This window comes from Virgibacillus sp. 7505 (genome assembly GCF_002272135.1).
Lineage (GTDB): Bacteria > Bacillota > Bacilli > Bacillales > Amphibacillaceae > Terribacillus.
Genome location: NZ_NPBF01000038.1, coordinates 16949 through 33043 on the forward strand (window position 1 = coordinate 16949; position 16095 = coordinate 33043).

The 16095-nt window shown below is 45.1% G+C and carries 12 protein-coding genes and 1 other annotated feature; all 12 genes read left to right on the forward strand.

Translation table 11 applies throughout. From position 1 onward, the window contains the following. The first annotated feature begins 160 nt into the window (after positions 1 to 160). Entirely contained in the window at positions 161 to 586 is a 426-nt protein-coding gene (rplK, locus tag CHH91_RS17005) for a 50S ribosomal protein L11 (RefSeq protein ID WP_141234182.1), read from the forward strand. A gap of 163 nt (positions 587 to 749) precedes the next feature. After that, a complete protein-coding gene (gene rplA / locus CHH91_RS17010) occupies positions 750 to 1442 on the forward strand; it encodes a 50S ribosomal protein L1 (protein ID WP_095224633.1) in 693 nt (230 codons plus the stop codon). Positions 1443 to 1491: 49 nt separating this feature from the next. Then, positions 1492 to 1636 (forward strand) — a sequence feature (ribosomal protein L10 leader region). A 39-nt stretch (positions 1637 to 1675) separates the two neighbouring features. Beyond that, positions 1676 to 2176 carry a 50S ribosomal protein L10 gene (gene rplJ / locus CHH91_RS17015; protein ID WP_038565146.1) on the forward strand — a complete coding sequence of 167 codons (501 nt, stop codon included), beginning with the start codon at positions 1676 to 1678 and terminating at the stop codon, positions 2174 to 2176. 52 nt (positions 2177 to 2228) lie between these two features. Next, entirely contained in the window at positions 2229 to 2591 is a 363-nt protein-coding gene (gene rplL, locus CHH91_RS17020; RefSeq protein ID WP_095224634.1) for a 50S ribosomal protein L7/L12, read from the forward strand. A 91-nt stretch (positions 2592 to 2682) separates the two neighbouring features. Continuing rightward, the gene (locus CHH91_RS17025; protein ID WP_095224635.1) at positions 2683 to 3285 is read left to right on the forward strand and encodes a class I SAM-dependent methyltransferase; all 603 of its coding nucleotides are present in this window, start codon (positions 2683 to 2685) and stop codon (positions 3283 to 3285) included. 628 nt (positions 3286 to 3913) lie between these two features. Further along, positions 3914 to 7453, forward strand: a complete 3540-nt coding sequence (gene rpoB, locus CHH91_RS17030) for a DNA-directed RNA polymerase subunit beta (protein ID WP_095224636.1) — start codon at positions 3914 to 3916, stop codon at positions 7451 to 7453. 57 nt (positions 7454 to 7510) lie between these two features. Next, complete coding sequence (rpoC, locus tag CHH91_RS17035; protein WP_095224637.1) at positions 7511 to 11122, forward strand: DNA-directed RNA polymerase subunit beta'; 3612 nt, start codon at positions 7511 to 7513, stop codon at positions 11120 to 11122. A gap of 143 nt (positions 11123 to 11265) precedes the next feature. Further along, positions 11266 to 11517, forward strand: a complete 252-nt coding sequence (locus CHH91_RS17040) for a 50S ribosomal protein L7ae-like protein (RefSeq protein ID WP_095224638.1) — start codon at positions 11266 to 11268, stop codon at positions 11515 to 11517. Between the two features lie 108 nt (positions 11518 to 11625). Next, positions 11626 to 12039 (forward strand): 30S ribosomal protein S12, encoded by a 414-nt coding sequence (gene rpsL / locus CHH91_RS17045; protein WP_095224639.1) that lies wholly within the window; start codon positions 11626 to 11628, stop codon positions 12037 to 12039. Positions 12040 to 12080: 41 nt separating this feature from the next. Further along, entirely contained in the window at positions 12081 to 12551 is a 471-nt protein-coding gene (rpsG, locus tag CHH91_RS17050; protein WP_093728583.1) for a 30S ribosomal protein S7, read from the forward strand. 39 nt (positions 12552 to 12590) lie between these two features. After that, the gene (fusA, locus tag CHH91_RS17055) at positions 12591 to 14669 is read left to right on the forward strand and encodes an elongation factor G (protein WP_095224640.1); all 2079 of its coding nucleotides are present in this window, start codon (positions 12591 to 12593) and stop codon (positions 14667 to 14669) included. 123 nt (positions 14670 to 14792) lie between these two features. After that, positions 14793 to 15983 (forward strand): elongation factor Tu, encoded by a 1191-nt coding sequence (gene tuf / locus CHH91_RS17060; RefSeq protein WP_095224641.1) that lies wholly within the window; start codon positions 14793 to 14795, stop codon positions 15981 to 15983. The last annotated feature ends 112 nt before the right edge of the window (positions 15984 to 16095 follow it).

A 16095-nucleotide genomic window follows, 5' to 3' on the forward strand; every position in this document is an offset into this window, starting at 1 on the left:
GCATCCGGAATTTATTTGGAAGCCCCTTGCATTGTTTATAGATAAATGCTAGAATCTTAATGTTAATGACTATAGTCTATAATATATAGCTATACAGACATGTTGAGTGGGAGGGTGACAAACCCTATTACCACATCACGGACTTAAGGAGGTGTGTCTCGTGGCTAAAAAAGTAATCAAAGTTGTAAAATTGCAGATCCCTGCAGCTAAAGCGAATCCAGCTCCACCAGTTGGACCGGCACTAGGTCAAGCAGGTGTGAACATCATGGGATTCTGTAAGGAATTTAACGCCCGCACGCAAGAACAAGCAGGCTTGATCATTCCAGTTGAAATCACGGTATTCGAAGACCGTTCATTTACATTCATCACTAAAACTCCGCCTGCTGCAGTCTTGCTTAAGAAAGCAGCTGGTATCGAATCAGGTTCAGGCGAACCGAACCGTAACAAAGTCGCTACTGTTAAACGCGATAAAGTAAGAGAGATTGCGGAATCTAAAATGCCTGACTTGAATGCTGCAAACGTTGAATCAGCAATGCGTATGGTTGAAGGTACTGCTCGCAGTATGGGAATTGTCATCGAAGACTAATTCTGATTCAATCATAGAAACTGACGAGGTTGCGTGAATGGAGTATACCATTTCGCAGCCTTTTTAAAAGCCGGCATTTCCGGCAATAGCGGACACTCGTCCGCTCCGCTTTAACAAGTGGGAGGTCCTACCGTTAAAACCACAATCCGAGGAGGAAAAGGAAATGGCTGTAAAAAGCAAAAAGAAACAAGAAGCACTTAAGCTTGTTGACCGTACTGCATTGTACGAAGTAAAAGAAGCTGTTGAGCTTGTCAAAAAGACTGCTACTGCTAAATTTGACGAAACAATCGAAGCTGCTTTCCGTTTGGGAGTAGACCCTAAGAAAGCTGACCAGCAAATCCGTGGCGCAATGGTATTGCCACACGGTACTGGTAAATCTCAACGCGTATTGGTATTCGCTAAAGGCGATAAAGCAAAAGAAGCGGAAGCTGCTGGTGCTGACTTCGTAGGCGAACAAGATCTAATCGCGAAAATCAACGGAGGCTGGTTCGATTTCGACGTTATCGTTGCAACTCCGGACATGATGGCTGAAGTTGGTAAATTGGGCCGTGTACTAGGACCAAAAGGTCTTATGCCTAACCCGAAAACTGGAACTGTTACATTCGACGTAGAAAAAGCTATCCAGGAAATCAAAGCTGGTAAAGTTGAATACCGCGTTGACAAACAGTCCAACGTCCATGTACCAATCGGTAAAGCTTCCTTCTCTGAAGAGAAATTGGAAGAAAACCTTGTTGCATTGATCGAACAACTTATTAAAGTGAAACCACAAGCTTCCAAAGGCCTTTACATGAAGAACGTAGCAATCGCTTCTACTATGGGTCCTGGAATCAAAGTTGACGTAGCACCATTCCGTTAATTGTCTGTTGACATCTAATTGGAAACACTATATAATCAACTGTGGTTAAAACCTAATAAACGTTATACCTAAGACAGCAGGTGCCCTAGGGCTTAATCTCCTGCCGAGGTGTGTGAGATATAAAGGCAGTCTGTTCCGACTGTTCCTTGTGATCATGCCTCCATGTCGAATGGAGGCATTTTTCATGTTAACTCCAGGTATAATTGTGAACAAGCTAACAGGAGGTGGAACATATGTCCAAGATCATCGAACAAAAGCAACAGGTTGTAACAGAAATCGCTGAGAAATTCCAAGCGAGCCAATCTACAATCGTAGTAGACTACCGAGGTCTTACTGTTTCTGAGGTGACTGAACTTCGCAAACAGCTTCGTGAAGCTGGAGTGGATTTCAAAGTCTACAAAAACACGTTGACTCGCCGTGCTACGGAAGTTGCTGGTTTGACAGAACTAGACGAGAACTTGACAGGCCCAACTGCTATTGCCTTCAGTAATGAAGATGTAATTGCTCCTGCTAAGATCTTGAACGACTTCGCGAAAAAGAACGAAGCACTAGAAATCAAAGCTGGTGTCATCCAAGGCAATGTAGCTTCTGTAGAACAAGTTAAAGAACTTGCGGATCTACCGAACTACGAAGGTTTGCTTTCTATGTTGCTTAGCGTGCTACAAGCACCAGTTCGCAACTTCGCTTACGCTGCGAAAGCAATCGCAGAACAAAAAGAAGAGCAAGGCGCTTAAGGCTGCCTGAGACTTCAAAACAAAATAAAACATTCCCCAAGGAGGAAATATCATGTCTAAAGAGACAATCATTGAAGAGATTAAAGGTATGTCCGTTCTAGAATTGAACGATCTTGTTAAAGCTATCGAAGAAGAATTCGGCGTAACTGCTGCAGCTCCTGTAGCTGTAGCTGGTGGCGGAGCTGCTGAAGCTGCTGAAGAGCAAACTGAATTTGACGTTGTTCTTACAAGCGCTGGCGCTTCTAAAATCAAAGTTGTTAAAGCTGTACGCGAAGCAACTGGCCTAGGTCTTAAAGACGCTAAAGATCTTGTAGATAACGCTCCTGGAAACATCAAAGAAGGCGTTTCTAAAGCTGATGCTGAAGAACTTAAAGCTAAACTTGAAGAAGCTGGAGCTTCTGTAGAAGTTAAGTAATAACAAGAAAGCTCGCCCTCGGGCGAGCTTTCCTTTTATCTATTTCTCCATGGCAATCGTGAATGGATCCTGAATAAAGAAGGTGACCAATATGTCGGATCATTATTATACCAATCAGCCGCAATCTAAAAGTGCTCCTGCTACATGGCGATTCACTTTAAAAGGCAATGAACTTATGTTCACTTCGGATAGCGGAGTATTTTCCAAGAAGGAAGTGGATTTTGGTTCCAGGGTTTTGATTGATGTCTTCAGGGAGCCTGAAATAGAAGGGGATATACTGGATCTTGGCTGTGGATATGGACCGATCGGCATTTCATTTGCGAAAGCATTCGCAAATCGCGAGATTGTGATGAGTGACGTCAATGAACGCGCAGTAGCACTTGCGAAACAGAATGCTGAGGCAAATGGAGCGGAAAATACACATTTTTATGTGAGTGATCGCTTAACCGCTTTTTCGGACCGGAAATTCGCGGCAATTGCCACCAACCCTCCAATCCGGGCAGGCAAGAAGGTTGTACATCAGATATTTGAAGAGAGCTACCAGGCACTGCTTCCACAGGGCGAGCTCTGGGTTGTCATTCAAAAGAAACAAGGTGCCCCATCTGCTCAGGAAAAATTGAATCAGTTGTTCGGCTCGTGTGAAATCGTCAAGAAGGAAAAAGGCTATTACATTCTATTAGCCAAAAAAGTTTGACTCGCATAAAAGCTTGTGGTAGTATTGTAAAATGCCAATAGATAACGATACTCGGAGAGGATTATAATTTTCTTAGAGAATCGTGTTTAAACTGTCGGCCGATTGGCAAGACTGCTATCATTATTATGTTTTTGCCTTCGTCGATTTTATCTAAATATGTATGATCAGGGTTATGTCGCCATTCGGAGGAGCTAGCAAGCTGAATTTTTAACGGTTTTTATGTAAAAACCTTTTTCGCTTTTAGCTTGAAGGCGGTACAGGAAGGACAGTAGGAGTGTTTCGCTGTTGGAACTATACCACTTTCTGATTTTTGTTAAACAGGAAGGGAAGCCCGTTTCATTACAACATTCACATCACATTCGTATTTATGCGAATGCTTTTCTATGTAAACAGAAGATGTGAACAATGCAAATATTGTGGCGATTCATTTATGTTAGCTACAATATATAATTTATTGCTTGGAAAGTCAATCGGCATTCCGGCAATTCAGGCAGACCTTTATCCGAAAAAAGGTCGGTCAAATGAGAGGCTCACAGCAGGAGATTCCTGCTGCAGGATGTTGATTTACTGCAGTCTACGGATTGCAGCTTGAATACATTACTAATGTTTGATTTGAGGGGTGAAGCTGTTGACAGGTCAAGTAGTTCAGTATGGACGACACCGCCAGCGCAGAAGCTATGCACGTATTAGTGAAGTGCTAGAGTTACCGAATCTTATCGAGATTCAAACCGCTTCTTATGAATGGTTCTTAGAAGAAGGATTACGAGAGATGTTCCAGGATATTTCCCCGATCGAGGATTTCGCGGGTAATTTATCGCTGGAATTTGTCGACTATAGCCTTGGCGAACCGAAATATCCAGTAGATGAAGCGAAAGAAAGAGACGTTACCTATAACGCTCCGCTTCGTGTGAAAGTTCGTTTGCTGAATAACGAGACAGGCGAAGTAAAAGAACAGGAAGTATTCATGGGTGACTTCCCATTGATGACAGATACAGGAACGTTCATCATCAACGGTGCTGAACGCGTTATCGTATCACAGCTTGTTCGCTCCCCTAGTGTTTATTTCAGTGAAAAAGTCGACAAGAACGGAAAACGCGGCCATACGGCAACTGTTATTCCAAACCGTGGCGCGTGGCTTGAGTTCGAGACAGATGCGAAGGATGTAGTCCATGTTCGTATCGACCGTACGCGTAAGCTTCCTATCACTGTCTTGCTTCGTGCGCTTGGATTCGGAAGTGATCAAGAAATCATCGATTTGATCGGTGAGAACGAGTACTTGCGAAACACATTGGAGAAAGATAACACGGAAACTACTGAAAAAGCATTGCTTGAAATCTACGAGCGTCTTCGTCCAGGAGAGCCGCCTACTGTAGAGAACGCGAAAAGCTTGCTGGTTTCCCGTTTCTTCGACCCAAAACGCTACGACCTAGCACATGTAGGCCGCTACAAAATGAACAAAAAGCTTCATATTAAGAACCGTTTGTTCAATCAGACATTGGCACAGCCAATCGTCGATGAAGAGACTGGTGAAGTACTTGCACAAAAAGGCGATAAGCTAGACCGTCGTCTGCTTGACAAGATTCTTCCTTATCTTGATGGTTCTAACGGCAAATTCGGCGAGAACATCTTGGAGCCGCATGATGGAGTAGTACAAGATCAAATCGTCGTGCAAACAATCAAAATCGTCGATCCAACTGACCCAGAAGGTGAACGTACACTAAGCGTTACTGGTAATGCTACAGTTGATGACAGTGTGAAGAATCTGGATCCTGCCGATATCGTGGCAGCAGTCAGCTACTTCTTTAACCTATTATATGAAGTTGGCGACACAGATGACATCGATCATCTTGGTAACAGAAGATTGCGTTCAGTAGGTGAATTGCTGCAAAACCAATTCCGTATCGGTCTATCCCGTATGGAACGTGTGGTACGTGAGCGTATGTCCATTCAGGATACGTCAGCTATCACGCCGCAGCAGCTGATCAATATCCGTCCGGTGATTGCATCTATTAAAGAATTCTTCGGAAGCTCCCAGCTTTCCCAGTTCATGGACCAGACGAATCCTTTAGGTGAATTGACGCATAAACGTCGTCTTTCTGCTTTGGGACCTGGTGGTTTGACTCGGGAACGTGCTGGCTTTGAGGTTCGTGACGTACACTACTCCCACTATGGAAGAATGTGTCCGATCGAAACGCCAGAGGGTCCGAACATTGGTTTGATCAACTCCCTTTCCACTTATGCGAAAGTGAACAAATTCGGTTTCATCGAGACACCTTACCGTCGTGTTGATCCGGAGACAAACCGTGTAACTGAACATATTGATTACCTAACTGCCGATGAGCAGGATAACTATGTTATCGCACAGGCAAACTCTCCGTTAACAGAAGACGGCAGCTTCGTAAATGAAGAAGTCGTTGCTCGTTTCCGTGAGGAGAATACAATCGTTGCTCGTGAACGTATCGATTACATGGACGTATCACCGAAACAGGTTGTATCTGCTGCGACAGCATGTATCCCGTTCTTGGAAAATGATGACTCCAACCGTGCACTGATGGGTGCGAACATGCAGCGACAAGCAGTACCGTTGATGCAGCCGGAAGCACCGATCGTAGGTACTGGTATGGAATATGTATCCGGTAAAGACTCCGGTGCAGCTGTTATCTGCCGCGCAGAAGGTATTGTAGAGCGCGTTGAAGCGAAAGAAATCATTGTACGCCGTGTAACAGAAGTCGGCGGCAGTGAAGTGAAAGGCGATACAGATCGTTATCGTCTGCAGAAATTCAATCGTTCCAACCAAGGAACTTGCTATAACCAACGTCCGATCGTCGCAGTAGGCGACCGTGTGACAAAAGGTGAAATCCTAGCTGATGGACCTTCCATGCAGGATGGAGAGCTTGCACTAGGCCGTAACGTACTAGTTGCCTTCATGACATGGGAAGGTTACAACTACGAGGATGCTATCATCATGAGCGAACGCCTTGTGAAAGATGATGTATACACATCTATCCACATCGAGGAGTATGAGTCTGAAGCACGTGATACGAAGCTAGGACCAGAAGAAATCACACGCGATATCCCGAACGTAGGGGAAGACGCACTGAAGAACCTTGACGAACGCGGAATCATCCGTGTTGGTGCTGAAGTTTCCGATGGTGATTTGCTTGTTGGTAAAGTAACGCCTAAAGGTGTAACTGAGCTATCTGCAGAAGAACGTCTATTGCATGCGATCTTCGGTGAGAAGGCTCGCGAAGTCCGTGATACTTCCCTTCGTGTACCTCACGGTGCCGGCGGTATCGTATTGGATGTTAAGATCTTCAACCGTGAAGATGGCGATGAATTACCTCCGGGTGTAAACCAGCTTGTACGTGCTTATATCGTTCAGAAACGTAAGATTTCTGAAGGAGATAAGATGGCTGGACGTCACGGTAACAAAGGGGTTATCTCTAAAATTCTTCCAGAAGAGGATATGCCATTCATGCCGGATGGCACACCAGTCGATATCATGCTTAACCCACTAGGGGTACCATCTCGTATGAATATCGGGCAGGTATTTGAGCTTCACTTAGGTATGGCAGCTCGTGCACTAGGCATCCACGTTGCAACACCAGTATTTGATGGTGCGCGCGAGGAAGATGTTTGGGAAACGCTCGAAGAAGCTGGTATGCCACGTGACGCGAAGACAGTCCTTTATGACGGAAGAACCGGTGAACCATTTGATAACCGTGTTTCCGTTGGTGTATCGTACATGATCAAGCTTGCGCACATGGTTGATGACAAGCTGCACGCACGTTCTACAGGTCCATATTCACTAGTTACGCAGCAGCCGCTTGGTGGTAAAGCACAGTTCGGTGGACAGCGTTTCGGTGAGATGGAGGTTTGGGCACTTGAAGCATATGGTGCGGCATATACCTTGCAAGAGATTCTTACTGTCAAATCCGATGACGTAGTCGGTCGTGTGAAGACATATGAAGCTATTGTTAAAGGTGATAACGTCCCAGAACCAGGTGTACCAGAATCGTTCAAAGTATTGATTAAAGAGCTTCAGAGTCTTGGTATGGATGTTAAAATCCTCAATGGCGAAGAAGAAGAAGTAGAATTAAGAGAACTCGAAGATGAAGACGAGACGCAAGTACCTGACCGCATCAATCTTGATGTACAGGAAGGGTAAGGCGGCGACACATCGACTGCATAGCAGTAACGGGATACTAAAAGGGAGGTAGGCCCCTTGATAGATGTAAATAATTTTGAGTTTATGAAAATAGGTTTGGCTTCACCTGATAAGATTCGTTCATGGTCTTACGGAGAAGTGAAAAAGCCGGAAACGATCAACTACCGTACGTTGAAGCCTGAAAAAGATGGTCTGTTCTGTGAGCGCATCTTCGGTCCTCAAAAGGACTGGGAATGTCATTGCGGTAAATACAAACGCGTCCGTTATAAAGGCGTTGTATGTGATCGTTGTGGCGTAGAAGTTACCAAAGCCAAAGTACGCCGTGAGCGTATGGGACACATCGAGCTAGCAGCTCCTGTGTCTCACATTTGGTACTTCAAAGGTATTCCGAGCCGTATGGGTCTTGTACTGGATATGTCTCCGCGTGCGTTGGAAGAAGTTATTTACTTCGCAGCGTATATCGTGACAGATGCCGGTGATACAGCACTTGAGAAGAAGCAGCTTCTTTCTGAGAAAGAATATCGCCTCTATCGCGAAAAATACGGTAACACGTTCCAAGCTCAAATGGGCGCGGAAGCAATCCGTAAGCTTCTTCAAGACATCGACTTGGAGAAAGAAGTGGAAGCACTTCGCGAAGAATTGAAAACAGCTCAAGGTCAGCGCAGAACACGTGCGATCAAGCGTTTGGAAGTAATGGAAGCATTCCGTCACTCTGGAAACGAACCTTCCTGGATGGTATTGGATGTACTTCCGATCATTCCTCCTGAGCTTCGTCCAATGGTACAGCTTGATGGCGGACGTTTCGCTACTTCTGACTTGAACGATCTTTATCGTCGAGTGATCAACCGTAACAACCGTTTGAAACGCTTGCTTGACCTTGGTGCACCTAGCATCATCGTACAAAACGAAAAACGTATGCTTCAGGAAGCTGTTGATGCGTTGATCGATAACGGTCGTCGCGGCCGTCCTGTTACAGGTCCTGGTAACCGTCCATTGAAATCTCTTTCTCATATGCTGAAAGGTAAACAAGGACGTTTCCGTCAGAACTTGCTTGGTAAACGTGTAGACTATTCTGGACGTTCCGTAATCGTCGTAGGTCCGCATCTGAAGATGTATCAGTGTGGTCTTCCGAAAGAAATGGCACTTGAGCTATTCAAACCATTCATCATGAAAGAATTGGTGGAAAAAGGTCTTGCGCATAACATCAAATCTGCAAAACGGAAAATCGAACGTTTGCATCCGGAAATCTGGGATGTACTCGAAGAAGTAATCCGTGAGCATCCAGTATTGCTTAACCGTGCACCTACACTTCACCGTCTAGGTATCCAGGCATTCGAACCGACATTGGTAGAAGGTCGCGCAATCCGTCTTCACCCGTTAGTATGTACAGCTTATAACGCTGACTTCGATGGTGACCAGATGGCTGTCCACGTTCCTCTATCAGCTGAAGCACAGGCTGAGGCTCGTATCCTTATGCTTGCCGCTCAAAACATCTTGAACCCGAAAGACGGTAAACCAGTCGTAACACCATCTCAGGATATGGTACTAGGTAACTACTACCTTACACTTGAGCGTGAAGATGCTATCGGCGAAGGTAAAGTCTTCAAAGATGTAAACGAAGCAATGCTTGCTTATCAGAACGGTTATGTACATTTGCATACTCGTGTGGCAGTAGATGCCGGTTCTTTGAACAACGAAACGTTCACAGAAGAGCAAAACAACCAAATCCTGCTCACAACAGTAGGTAAACTTATCTTCAATACAATCTTGCCGAGCTCGTTCCCTTACATGAACGAACCGACTCGCGAGAATTTGGAAGAGAAAACACCTGCTCACTACTTCGTTGAGAAGGGTGCGAATATCAAGGAGGAGATCGCGAAACGCGACATCATCTCTCCATTCAAGAAAGGTTTCCTGGGCGATATCATCGCGGAAGTGTTCAAGCGCTTCAAGATCAGTGAAACGTCCAAAATGCTTGACCGCATGAAGGACCTTGGATTCAGTTATTCCACTAAAGCAGGTATTACGGTTGGTATCTCTGATATCGTCGTATTGAAAGAGAAAACGGAAATCCTTGATGAAGCACAATCCCGCGTGGATAAAGTGCTGAAACAGTTCCGTCGTGGTTTGATCACGGAAGAAGAGCGATATGACCGTGTCATCTCAATCTGGTCTAAAGCGAAAGATGACATCCAGGAACGTCTGATGAAATCCTTGAGCAACCGTAACCCTATCTTCATGATGAGTGATTCCGGTGCCCGTGGTAACGCATCTAACTTCACGCAGCTTGCTGGTATGCGTGGTCTAATGGCCAACCCGGCAGGACGAATCATCGAGTTGCCGATCAAATCCAGTTTCCGTGAGGGTCTGACAGTACTCGAGTACTTCATCTCTACACACGGTGCGCGTAAAGGTCTTGCCGATACAGCACTGAAAACTGCCGATTCCGGTTACTTGACTCGTCGTCTAGTTGACGTAGCACAGGATGTTATCATCCGTGAAGAAGATTGTGGTACTGACCGCAGCTTGAGAGTCCGTGCACTGACTGAAGGAACTGAAATGATCGAGCCTTTGTATGACCGTCTTGTAGGCCGTACAGCGTTCGAGAATGTCAAACATCCGGAAACAGGCAATGTGATTATCGCTAAGAACGAATTGATCGACGAAGATACAGCAAGACAAATCGTAGAAGCTGGTATCGAAGAAGTGGCTATCCGTACTGTCTTCACATGTAACACGAAACATGGTGCATGTAAGAAATGTTACGGCCGCAACCTTGCAACTGGCAGCGACGTTGAAGTCGGCGAAGCAGTCGGTATCATCGCAGCACAATCCATCGGTGAACCAGGAACACAGCTTACAATGCGTACGTTCCACACAGGTGGGGTAGCCGGTGACGATATCACACAAGGTTTGCCGCGTATCCAGGAGTTGTTCGAGGCTCGTAACCCTAAAGGTCAAGCAGTCATCTCCGAGATCAAAGGTACAGTTATCGAGATTAATGATGTAAAAGAGAAGCAAGAAGTTACAGTTCAAGGTACAGTTGAAACGAAGACATACACAGCTCCTTATGGTGCACGCTTGCGTGTTTCCGAAGGTGACGCAATCGAAGCTGGTCAAGAGCTGACAGAGGGTTCTGTAGATCCGAAAGAACTTCTTCGAGTTCGCGGTGTAGCTGGCGTTCAGCAGTATCTACTGAAAGAAGTACAAAAAGTTTACCGTATGCAAGGGGTAGAGATCGGCGATAAACACGTTGAAGTAATGGTTCGCCAAATGCTTCGTAAAGTACGTGTCATCGATTCTGGTCAAACAGATGTATTGCCGGGCTCACTTCTTGAGATCCACCAATTCCGGGAAGCAAACCGTGAAGTCCTAAGAGAAGGCTTCCAGCCAGCAAGCGGTAAACCAGTTTTGCTTGGTATTACAAAAGCTTCTCTAGAAACGGATTCCTTCTTGTCTGCCGCTTCCTTCCAGGAAACAACTCGTGTCCTTACGGATGCAGCTATCAAAGGTAAGCGCGATGAACTTCTCGGCCTTAAAGAGAATGTTATCATCGGTAAGCTTGTTCCAGCTGGTACTGGCATGCCGCAGTACCGCAAGATCAAAGCGAAACTTGATACACCTGAAGAAGTGACAGAAGGTCAGGAGATCGAATCTGTAACACCGTAACGGTGGCCCTAATACACAAGGAAACAAAAAAATTGTCGGAAGCACTGTAAATCTCTCGTTAAGGTGATTGACATCAGCTTACTAGAGTGATACTATAATCAAGGTGCTTCCGATTCTCCTTGTTTACTTTGGAGGATATGCATATGTCTTATGAAAAAGTAGCGCAAGCTAATACGGGAATCGTTATCGGAACCAAACAAACACTCAAGGCCATGAAGCAAGGCCAAGTGAACTCAGTTGTCATTGCAAATGACGCTGCCGAGCAAATTACCAGCCAGGTAAGAAAGCTGGCAGAAGAATTAGGCATACCAGCGATCCAAGTCGATTCTATGAAGCGATTAGGTGAAGCTTGTGGCATAGATGTAGGGACAGCTACTGTGGCAATCAAAAGATAGTTTTGGCGAAGCTGATGCTAGCTCAGCTCGTGAAAGCTTTGTTTTTTGCCTAAAAATGAACCACCTGGATGTGTGGTATTACAAAAAGCTTTGAAAGGAGGAAAAAACATGCCTACTATTAATCAATTAGTACGCAAAGGTCGCGTAAGCAAAACAAGAAAATCTGACTCTCCAGCATTGAACAGAGGGTACAACAGTTTCAAGAAATCATTGACTAACCAGTCTTCTCCACAAAAACGTGGTGTTTGTACTCGTGTTGGTACAATGACTCCGAAGAAACCGAACTCCGCATTGCGTAAATATGCACGTGTGCGTTTGACAAACGGAATCGAGGTTACTGCCTACATTCCTGGTATCGGACACAACTTGCAAGAGCACAGTGTTGTTTTGATCCGCGGCGGACGTGTAAAAGACTTACCGGGTGTACGTTACCATATCGTACGTGGTGCGCTTGATACTTCAGGTGTTGACGGCCGCGCACAAGGTCGTTCCAAATATGGTACAAAACGCCCTAAAAAATAAAACTAATATAATATAACCATCATCGGAAAGGAGGAGAACATATGCCAAGAAAAGGTCCTGTAGCTAAACGTGACGTGTTGCCAGATCCGTTGTACAACTCTAAATTGGTAACTCGTTTGATCAACCAAATCATGGTTGACGGACAACGCGGTAAAGCACAAAAGATTCTTTATGCAGCATTTGAACTAGTTAAAGAACGTAGTGGAAACGATCCAATGGAGGTTTTCGAACAGTCCATGAAGAACGTCATGCCTGTACTTGAAGTACGCGCACGTCGTGTAGGTGGTTCCAACTACCAAGTACCAGTTGAAGTACGCCCAGAGCGTCGTCAAGCACTAGGTCTTCGTTACATTGTTAACTATTCCCGTCTACGCGGCGAAAAAACAATGGAAGAGCGTCTTGCTAACGAAATTCTTGATGCGTCTAACAACACAGGTGCTTCTGTTAAGAAACGTGAAGATATGCATAAAATGGCGGAAGCAAACAAAGCGTTTGCTCACTATCGCTGGTAAGATTTATCTGAAATTCACTCTAGGAAGGAGAAAGACCACATGGCTAGAGAGTTCTCCTTAGAAAATACGCGTAATATCGGTATCATGGCTCACATCGATGCTGGTAAAACAACTGCAACTGAGCGTATTCTATTCTATACAGGACGTATCCATAAAATCGGAGAAACTCATGAAGGTGCTTCTCAGATGGACTGGATGGAGCAGGAGCAGGAGCGTGGTATCACAATCACATCTGCTGCAACAACTGCTCAATGGAAAGGCCACCGTATCAACATCATCGATACACCAGGACACGTAGACTTCACAGTTGAAGTTGAACGTTCCCTGCGCGTACTTGATGGAGCGGTAGCTGTGCTTGATGCACAGTCCGGAGTTGAGCCTCAAACAGAAACTGTTTGGCGTCAGGCTACAACTTACGGTGTACCACGTATCGTGTTCGTTAACAAAATGGATAAAACAGGTGCAGACTTCCTTTATTCCGTTAAAACGATGCACGAGCGTCTGGGCGCTAATGCGCACCCAGTACAACTTCCAATTGGTGCGGAAGATGATTTCGAAGGAATCATTGACCTAATTACAATGGAAGCTCATTTCTACCTTGACGATCTTGGACAAAACTCTGAGGTTCGTGAAATCCCTGAAGACATGAAGGATCTTGTGGAAGAATACCGCACGAACCTGATTGAAGCAGTAGCTGAACAAGATGAAGATCTTATGGAACGCTACCTTGAAGGGGAAGAGATCTCTAACGAAGAGCTTAAACAAGCTGTTCGTAAAGCGACTCTAACTGTTGAATTCTACCCAGTATTCTGTGGTTCAGCATTCAAAAACAAAGGTGTTCAGCTTCTAATCGACGGTGTTGTTGATTACTTGCCTGCACCAACTGACGTACCAGCTATCGAAGGTATCGTTCCAGGTACTGAAGAGAAAATCGTACGTAAATCAAGCGACAGCGAGCCATTCAGTGCACTTGCTTTCAAAGTTGCAACTGACCCGTTCGTTGGTAAACTTACTTTCTTCCGTGTGTACTCCGGTACATTGGAAGCAGGTTCTTACGTGAAAAACTCCACGAAGGACAAGCGTGAGCGCGTAGGCCGTATCCTACAAATGCACGCAAACACTCGTGAAGAGATTTCCAAAGTTTACGCTGGTGATATTGCCGGAGCTGTAGGTTTGAAAGATACTTCGACTGGAGATACTCTATGTGATGAAAAATCACTAGTTATCCTTGAGTCTATGGTATTCCCAGAGCCAGTCATCTCTGTTGCGATTGAACCAAAAACAAAAGCGGACCAAGATAAAATGTCCGTTGCCCTTGGTAAACTAGCTGAGGAAGATCCTACATTCAGAACTGAAACAAACCCAGAAACTGGTCAGACTATCATCTCCGGTATGGGTGAGCTTCACTTGGATATCATCGTTGACCGTATGCGTCGTGAATTCAAAGTAGAAGCAAACGTAGGTGCTCCACAGGTAGCATACCGCGAAACATTCCGTGCTGCTGCTGAAGTCGAAGGTAAATTCGTACGTCAGTCCGGTGGTCGCGGTCAGTTCGGACACGTTTGGATCAAATTCGAGCCAAACGAAGAAGGCGCTGGTTTCGAGTTTGAAAATAAAATCGTTGGTGGTGTAGTTCCTCGTGAATACATCCCATCTGTTGAAGCTGGTATCAAAGAAGCAATGCAAAACGGTGTATTGGCTGGTTATCCGCTAATCGACGTTAAAGCATCTCTATTTGATGGAAGCTACCATGATGTCGATTCCAACGAGATGGCCTTTAAGGTTGCTGCTTCTTTGGCGCTTAAAAACGCGAAGAACAAATGTAACCCTGTCATCTTGGAACCACTTGTAAAAGTGGAAGTTGTTATCCCAGAAGAATACATGGGTGACATCATGGGCGATATCACTTCCCGTCGCGGACGTGTTGAAGGTATGGATACACGCGGACCTGCTCAGGTAGTTAATGCATTCGTGCCACTTGCTGAAATGTTCGGTTACGCAACAGCGTTGCGTTCCAACACACAAGGCCGTGGAACTTACACAATGACATTCGACCACTATGAAGAAGTGCCGAAAAGCGTTGGAGAAGAAATTATCAAGAAAAACTCTGGACAATAATTGATTTTTTGCCAGTAATCAAGTATAACTTGTATTGGAAGCGTGCGTGCACGCATGCTTCTGAGTACAAGAAACATACTATCTAATACATGAGATATTTCCATATTTAAGGAGGAATTACTAATGGGTAAAGAAAAATTCGACCGCTCCAAATCCCACGTTAACGTTGGTACAATCGGACACGTTGACCATGGTAAAACAACACTAACTGCAGCTATCACTACTGTACTTCATAAGAAAACTGGTTCAGGTACAGCAATGGCTTACGACCAAATCGATGGTGCTCCAGAAGAAAGAGAACGTGGAATCACAATCTCTACTGCACACGTTGAGTATGAAACTGATTCTCGTCACTATGCACACGTTGACTGCCCAGGACACGCTGACTATGTTAAAAACATGATCACTGGTGCTGCGCAAATGGACGGAGCTATCCTAGTAGTATCTGCTGCTGATGGTCCAATGCCACAGACTCGTGAGCACATCCTTCTTTCTCGTAACGTAGGTGTTCCTGCGATCGTTGTATTCCTAAACAAATGTGACATGGTTGATGACGAAGAGCTTCTTGAACTTGTTGAAATGGAAGTTCGCGATCTTCTAAGCGAATACGACTTCCCTGGTGATGATGTACCAGTTATCAAAGGCTCCGCTCTTAAAGCTCTTGAAGGCGACGCTGACTACGAAGCTAAAATCTTCGAACTTATGGACGCTGTTGATGAGTACATCCCAACTCCAGAACGCGACAAAGAAAAACCATTCATGATGCCAGTTGAGGACGTATTCTCTATCACTGGTCGTGGTACTGTAGCTACAGGCCGTGTTGAGCGTGGTGAAGTAAGAGTCGGTGACGAAGTTGATATCATCGGTCTTAACGAAGCTCCTAAGAAAACAACTGTTACAGGTGTAGAAATGTTCCGTAAGCTTCTTGATTACGCTGAAGCTGGTGACAACATCGGTGCTCTACTTCGTGGTGTATCCCGTGATGACATCAACCGTGGACAAGTACTTGCTAAACCAGGTACAATCACTCCACACACAAAGTTCAAAGCTGAAGTTTATGTTCTTTCTAAAGAAGAAGGTGGACGTCACACTCCATTCTTCACTAACTACCGCCCACAGTTCTACTTCCGTACAACTGACGTAACTGGCGTAGTTCACCTTCCAGAAGGTACTGAAATGGTAATGCCTGGCGATAACACAGAGATGTCTGTTGAGCTTATCTCTCCAATCGCTATCGAAGATGGTACTCGCTTCTCTATCCGTGAGGGTGGACGTACTGTTGGATCAGGCGTTGTATCTGTTATCGAAGCGTAAGCTGATATAACAATATAGAAGAAACAGACAGCAGACGTGCTGTCTGTTTTTTTATTTAACTATAGTAAAAGATTGGCAGCGCCAGTTAATTGTAAAAAATACTGAAATGACT